6 protein-coding genes are annotated in these 6,423 nt (G+C 71.0%); 5 read left to right on the top strand and 1 reads right to left on the bottom strand.

All coding sequences use genetic code 11. The features are described 5' to 3' along the window. Positions 1–346 (bottom strand): aminotransferase class I/II-fold pyridoxal phosphate-dependent enzyme (locus J5F18_RS00085; RefSeq protein WP_346300347.1); only part of this gene is annotated, 346 nt, incomplete at its 3' end. Positions 347–580: 234 nt separating this feature from the next. Here J5F18_RS00085 and dksA point away from each other — a divergent pair. The 5 genes from dksA to J5F18_RS00110 form a co-directional block, all read left to right on the top strand. Then, on the top strand, positions 581–1,018 hold the full coding sequence (dksA, locus tag J5F18_RS00090; protein WP_346300348.1) for an RNA polymerase-binding protein DksA: 438 nt from the start codon (positions 581–583) through the stop codon (positions 1,016–1,018). A gap of 90 nt (positions 1,019–1,108) precedes the next feature. Further along, a complete protein-coding gene (gene gluQRS, locus J5F18_RS00095) occupies positions 1,109–2,011 on the top strand; it encodes a tRNA glutamyl-Q(34) synthetase GluQRS (protein WP_346300349.1) in 903 nt (300 codons plus the stop codon). Between the two features lie 9 nt (positions 2,012–2,020). Continuing rightward, positions 2,021–2,197: a hypothetical protein gene (locus tag J5F18_RS00100; RefSeq protein ID WP_346300350.1), complete on the top strand. Its 177-nt coding sequence runs from the start codon at positions 2,021–2,023 to the stop codon at positions 2,195–2,197. Continuing rightward, positions 2,187–5,105: an ATP-binding protein gene (locus J5F18_RS00105; protein ID WP_346300351.1), complete on the top strand. Its 2,919-nt coding sequence runs from the start codon at positions 2,187–2,189 to the stop codon at positions 5,103–5,105. The genes J5F18_RS00100 and J5F18_RS00105 overlap by 11 nt, the downstream gene beginning before the upstream one ends. Next, positions 5,102–6,423, top strand: a 1,322-nt coding sequence (locus tag J5F18_RS00110) for a sigma-54 dependent transcriptional regulator (RefSeq protein ID WP_346300352.1), incomplete at its 3' end; no start/stop codon positions are given. The genes J5F18_RS00105 and J5F18_RS00110, both read left to right, overlap by 4 nt.

Below are 6,423 nucleotides of genomic sequence, written 5' to 3' on the forward strand. Positions count from 1 at the left end.
GGTCACCGGGGCCAGCCAGCAGCTGGCTGGCCAGCAGCAGGGCCCCCGAGGCCCCCGGGGTGACCAGAACCCGGCGGGGGTCGACCGCGGCGCCGAAGCGCTCGGCATAGTGGTCGGCGATCGCCTCGCGCAGCGCCGGCAGCCCCGCCGCCGGCGTGTAGCGGGTGTGCCCCGCGCTCAGCGCCGCCTGGCCGGCCGCCAGCACCGGTTCGGGGGTGGGGAAGTCGGGCTCCCCCACCTCCAGATGGATGACGTCGTGCCCGGCCGCCTCCCGGGCCTGGGCGGTTTCCAGCAGGCTCATCACCCGAAAGGGGGCGATGCGATCGATGCGCGAACTCCACGACATGCTCGGGCTCCTGTCGGCAATCCCTGGGACGCGAGGGGAGAGTCTCCGCCATCGCGTGGTCAAAGGGGCACATTGTAGCGACTTTGGTGGCAATACCGCAGGCGCGTGGGCGTGGCGTGTTGCAAAGAGTTGCAAAGCGCGGATTTTTCCGCTAAACAAGCACCCCTTTGGCGTGAGATACCTTGCACCGCGGCGGGTATTGATCAGCAGTCACTAAAGTAACGAGGCAGTCCCATGCCAGTAGCCGACAAGAAAGTGGAAGCGCCCAAGAAATTCACCCCCTATGAGCCGGCAGCGGGTGAAGAGTACATGAACGAGCAGCAGCTGGAGCACTTCCGACAGATCCTGCTGGGCTGGAAGCAGGAGCTCATGGAAGAGGTAGACCGCACCGTTCGCCACCTGCAGGAAGAGGCCAACAACTACGCCGACCCGGCCGACCGCGCCACCCAGGAGGAGGGCTTCAGCCTGGAGCTGCGCACCCGGGATCGCGAGCGCAAGCTGCTCAAGAAGATCAACGAGACCCTCGACAAGATCGACGAGGATGACTACGGCTTCTGTGAGGCCTGCGGCGTCGAGATCGGCATCCGTCGGCTGGAGGCACGCCCCACCGCCACCCTGTGCGTCGACTGCAAGACGCTGGCCGAGCTCAAGGAAAAGCAGCTGGGCGGCTGATCCGGGCATGTCGATGCCACGGCCGAACCGCCATGACGGGCACCCCTGGGTGCCCGTTTGCATGTCGGTGACCCCCTCGGGGTGCCTGCCATGATCCGCTATCGCGGTCGCTTCGCCCCAACGCCCTCCGGCCCGCTGCACTTCGGCTCGCTGGTGGCCGCCCTGGCCAGCTTCCTGGACGCCCGGCGGGTCGGCGGCGAGTGGCGGCTGCGCATCGAGGACATCGACCCGCCGCGCTGCCCCGCCGGGGCCGCCGAGTCGATCCTGCGCCAGCTCGAGGCCTTCGGCCTGCACTGGGACGGCCCGGTCCTCTGGCAGCACGACCGCGACGACGCCTACCAGGCGGCCCTGAATCAGCTGGCCGAGCAGGGGCTGGCCTATCCCTGCAGCTGCTCGCGAAAGCAGTGGCGCGACCATGCGGTCTACCCGGGCTGGTGCCGCGAGGGCGTCCGCGAGCCCGGCAGTCCGGTGGCCTGGCGGCTGCGCAGCGATCTGGGCCAGCGCCCGGTGGTGTGGCGGGACCGGCTGTTCGGCGAGCAGCGCTTCGACCCGGCCGCGCTCGGCGACGTGGTCCTCCGACGCAAGGATGGCCTCTGGGCCTACCAGCTCGCCGTGGTGGTGGACGACGCCGACCAAGGCATCAGCGACGTGGTGCGCGGCTTCGACCTGCTCGACAACACCCCCTGGCAGCGCCAGCTGCAGCACGCCCTGGGCTACCCGGCGCCGCGCTATCTGCATCTGCCGCTGATCCTCGGCGAGGGCGGCCAGAAGCTCTCCAAGCAGAACCTAGCCCCGGCGCTGCCCACCGCTGACGCCGCCGTGCGCCCGCTGCTGCACGCCGCCCTCGTGGCCCTGGACCAGGCCCCGCCCGCGGCGCTGGCCACGGCGCCGGTGGCCGAGCAGCTGGCCTGGGGCATCGCTCACTGGGACAGCGCCCGCCTGCGCCCCGAGCCCCACCGCACCGCCGGGGACGGCACTCCCCCCGCCAACTGAGAGGCTGCCATGTACGTCTATCGCATCCTGATGTTCCTGGTGCTGGGCGGCTACCTGCTCTCGCCGCTGCTGATGAGCGGCTGGGCCAGCCCCGGGGTGGCCTGGTACCGCCCCTTCCTGATCTGGGGGGTGCTGATCGCCCTGACCCTGTGGCTGGAGCAGAAGAGGAAGCTCGATGAACGCTAGCCTGGCCGGGATGTTCGCCCTGGGCACCGGCTTCCTGCTGGTGCTCTTCCTGTGCGCCCTGGCGGTGGAGCGCGGGGCGATCGGCACGCGCATCACCCGCCACCCGCTGATCTACACCCTGGCACTGGGGGTCTACGGCAGCCTGGAGCTCGCCGCCCCCTCCGGCTACGGCTACCTGGCCTACTACCTGGGCGTGGCCGGGGCCTTCCTGCTCGCCCCGGTGCTGCTGGTACCGATCCAGCGCATGACGCGCACCTACCAGCTGGCCTCGCTCTCCGACCTCTTCGCCTTCCGCTTCCGCTCGCGCTGGGTCGGCACCCTGATCACCCTGATCAGCCTGCTGGCGGTGCTGCCACTGCTCGCCCTGCAGGTGCAGACCATGGGCGACGCCATCTTCCTGATGACCGGGGCCGCCTCGCCGTCGCTGCTGGCGCTGGCCTTCTGCGCCATGATCGCGCTGTTCGCCATGCTGTTCGGCGCCCGCCAGGGCCGCGTGGATGGTCACCACGACAGCCTGTTGGCGGTGCTCGCCCTCTCCTCGCTGGTCAAGCTGGTCGCCATGCTCGGCCTCGGCGCCTTCGCCCTGTTCGTGGTCTTCGAGGGGCCCGCCGACCTCCAGGCCTGGCTCGACGGCCCCGGCCAGGCCTTCCAGGCCGGCGTGGTGCAGCCCGACCCGGCCCACTGGCGCACCCTGCTGCTGCTGTTCTTCGCCGCGGCCCTGCTGATGCCGCACATCTTCCATATCATCTTCACCGAGATCCATTCGCGACACGCCCTGCTGCAGGCCAGCTGGGCGCTGCCGCTGTTCCTGCTGCTGATGGCCCTGCCGGTGCCGCTGATCCTGTGGGCGGGCCAGCAGCTCGGCGCCGGCGATCTCCTGCCGTCCGCCTACCTGGCCTTCGGGCTGTCGGAATCGCTGTGGATACAGTCGCTGGCCTTCATCGCCGGGCTGGCCGCCACCAGCGCCACCATGGTACTCATCGCCCTGGCGCTCGCCGGCATGATCCTCAACCACGTGCTGCTGGTGGCCCACCCCCCCGAGGCCCAGCCCGACCTCTATCGCTGGCTGCTATGGCTGCGCCGCTCGCTGATCGGCGCCGTGGTGCTGGGCGGCTGGCTCTTCTACCGCACCGTGGGCGTGCACCACGACCTGACCACCCTGGCGCTGGCCGCCTTCGTCGGCATGGCCCAGTGTCTGCCGGGGCTGCTGGCGCTGCTCTACTGGCCCGGGGCCAATCGCAAGGGCATGGTCGCCGGCCTGGTGGCGGGCCTGCTGGTGTGGCTGCTCGGCCTGTGGGGGCCGCTGCTCACCGGGCTGCCGCCGCTGGTGCTGATCCCGCCGGGCCTCGAGGCCCTGGCCGGCGAGCCGGAGTGGTACGCCATCACCCTGGTCTCCCTGGCCGGCAACGCCCTGGTGCTCATCCTGGTGTCGCTGGCCACGCCGACCTCCGAGGGGGAGCGGGCCGCCGCCGAGGCCTGCTCGGTGGACGCGGTGATCCGCCCCAAGCGGCTGCCGCTGGACGCCGCCAACGGCGAGGAGTTCAAGGCCTGCCTGGCCCGCGCCCTGGGCGACGAGGTCGCCCGCCGCGAGGTCGACCGGGCACTCGACGACCTGGGGCTCTCCCCGCTCGACGGTCGCCCCTACGCGCTGCGCCGCCTGCGTGACCGCCTGCAGGCCAACCTCTCCGGCCTGATGGGCCCCTCGGTGGCCCAGGACATCGTCGACCGCTACCTGCCCTACCGCCAGGACGCCCCCCGTGCCACCGGTGACATCCACTACGTTGAGAGCCGCCTGGAGGCCTATCGCTCGCGGCTCACCGGCCTGGCCCGGGAGCTCGACGGCCTGCGCCGCTACCACCGCCGCACCCTGACCCGCCTGCCGGTGGGCCTGTGCGCCTTCGGCGAGGATGGCGAACTGCTGATGTGGAACGACGCCCTGGCCGCCCTCTCCAGCATCGAGGGCGACAGCGTGATCGGCGCCCGGCGCGACAGCCTGCCCGCGCCCTGGGGCGAGCTGCTGGGGCGCATCCTAGCCGCCCCCCATCGCCAGCTCTACAAGCAGCCGGTCACCCTGGAGGGCGGGGTGCGCTACCTGAGCCTGCACAAGGCCGAGCTGGAGAGCGAGGACAGCGAGCCCGGCGGCATGGTGATCCTGGTGGAGGACCACAGCGAGATGAAGTGGCTGGAGGACGAGCTGGTCCACGCCGCCCGCCTGGCCTCCATCGGCCAGCTGGCCGCCGGGGTGGCCCACGAGATCGGCAACCCCATCACCGGCATCTCCTCGCTGGCCCAGAACCTGCGCTACGACACCGAGGACCCCGAGATCCTCGAGACCGCCGAGCAGATCCAGCAGCTCACCGATCGCGTCTCACGCATCGTCTCCTCGCTGGTGGGCTTCGCCCACGGCGGCCGCCACCTGGGCGGCCAGACCTTCACGCCGGTCTCCCTGGCCGAGGTCACCGACGAGGCCATTCACTTGATCCACCTTGCCCGCTCGGGCGACGATGTCGTTTTCGAGAATCGCTGCCCCGACACCCCCCGGGTCCCGGGAGACGCCCAGCGGCTCCTCCAGGTGATGGTCAACCTGCTCGGCAACGCCCGCGACGCCAGCGACCCCGGCGATCGGGTGGTCATCGAGGCGACCCCCGAGGCGGCCGGGCTCCGGCTCACCGTCACCGACGAGGGGCACGGCATCGACGAGCGGGTCCGCGACCACCTCTTCGAGCCCTTCATCACCACCAAGCCGCCCGGCGAGGGCACCGGACTGGGCCTGCCGCTGGTCTACAGCATCGTCGCCGAGCACCACGGCCAGATCGAGATCGAGTCGCCGCCACCGGGGCGCGAGCGCGGCACCCGCATCAGCCTCTGGCTGCCGCTGAATCCACAGGAGGGCGAGACACCCCGATGAGCCGGATCCTGATCGTAGAAGATGAAGCCATCATCCGCAGCGCCCTGCGCCGCCTGCTGGAGCGCCACGACTACCGGGTCGAGGAGGCCGGCTCGGTGGATGAGGCCATCGGCCTGGACCCGCAGCGCTTCGACCTGGTGATCAGCGACCTGCGCCTGCCCGGGAAGCCGGGCACCGAGCTGATCCGCCTGGCCGCCCCGGTGCCGGTGCTGATCATGACCAGCTACGCTAGCATGCGCTCGGCGGTGGATGCCCTGAAGCAGGGGGCGGTGGACTACGTGGCCAAGCCCTTCGACCATGACGAACTGCTCGAGACGGTGGCCCGGGTGCTGCACCTGCAGGCCTCGCGCCGCGCCGAACCGCCGGACATCACCGAGCCGAGCGGCCAGGCCCAGCCGATGATCGGCAACTGCCCGGCCATGCAGCTGGTCTACTCGCGCATCCGCAAGACCGCGCCGGCCGACGTCACCGTGCTGATCCAGGGCGAATCGGGCACCGGCAAGGAGCTGGTGGCCAGGGCCCTGCACCAGCAGAGCAAACGCGCCCAGGCCCCGCTGATCTGCGTCAACTGCGCGGCGATCCCCGAGACGCTGATCGAGTCGGAGCTGTTCGGTCACGAGAAGGGCGCCTTCACCGGCGCCAGCGCCGCCCGCACCGGCCTGGTGGAGGCCGCCGACGGCGGCACCCTGTTCCTCGACGAGATCGGCGAGCTGCCGCTTGACGCCCAGGCCCGCCTGCTGCGGGTGCTGCAGGAGGGCGAGATCCGCAAGATCGGCTCGGTGGAGACCCGCCATGTCGATGTGCGCCTGATCGCCGCCACCCACCGCGACCTGCGCGCCCTGTCGAAGACCGGCGAGTTTCGCCTCGACCTCTACTACCGCCTCAACGTGATGCAGATCGACCTGCCGCCGCTGCGCGACCGTGAGGACGACGTGCTGCTGATCGCCGATGTCCTGCTGGAGAAGGCGTGCCGACGCCACGACCGCGAGGGCCTGCGCCTCTCCCGGGCCACCCGCCGCGAGATCCGCGACTACCCCTGGCCCGGCAACGTGCGCGAGCTGGAAAACGCGCTCGAACGCGGGGTGATCCTGGCGGAGGGCCACCTGATCCACCCGGACGACCTGGGGCTCCTGCCGCCCAGTGCCGCCCCCGCCCCCCCGCGCAAGCCCGCTGGCACCGAGCCCACCCCCGCCAAGGCCGCCGATGCCGAGGGCAGCGGCGAGGACGACCTCTCCCTGGAGGACTACTTCCAGCACTTCGTGCTGGAGCACCAGGACCAGATGAGCGAGACCGAGCTGGCTCAGAAGCTCGGCATCAG

The sequence above is a fragment of the Halomonas sp. BM-2019 genome (genome assembly GCF_017584085.1).

What these genes read in the sequence shown, in the direction of transcription:
- J5F18_RS00100 (WP_346300350.1), top strand. Translation starts at nt 2,021, where the DNA reads ATGTACGTCTATCGCATCCTGATGTTCCTGGTGCTGGGCGGCTACCTG.
- dksA (WP_346300348.1), top strand. Translation starts at nt 581, where the DNA reads ATGCCAGTAGCCGACAAGAAAGTGGAAGCGCCCAAGAAATTCACCCCC.
- gluQRS (WP_346300349.1), top strand. Translation starts at nt 1,109, where the DNA reads ATGATCCGCTATCGCGGTCGCTTCGCCCCAACGCCCTCCGGCCCGCTG.
- J5F18_RS00105 (WP_346300351.1), top strand. Translation starts at nt 2,187, where the DNA reads ATGAACGCTAGCCTGGCCGGGATGTTCGCCCTGGGCACCGGCTTCCTG.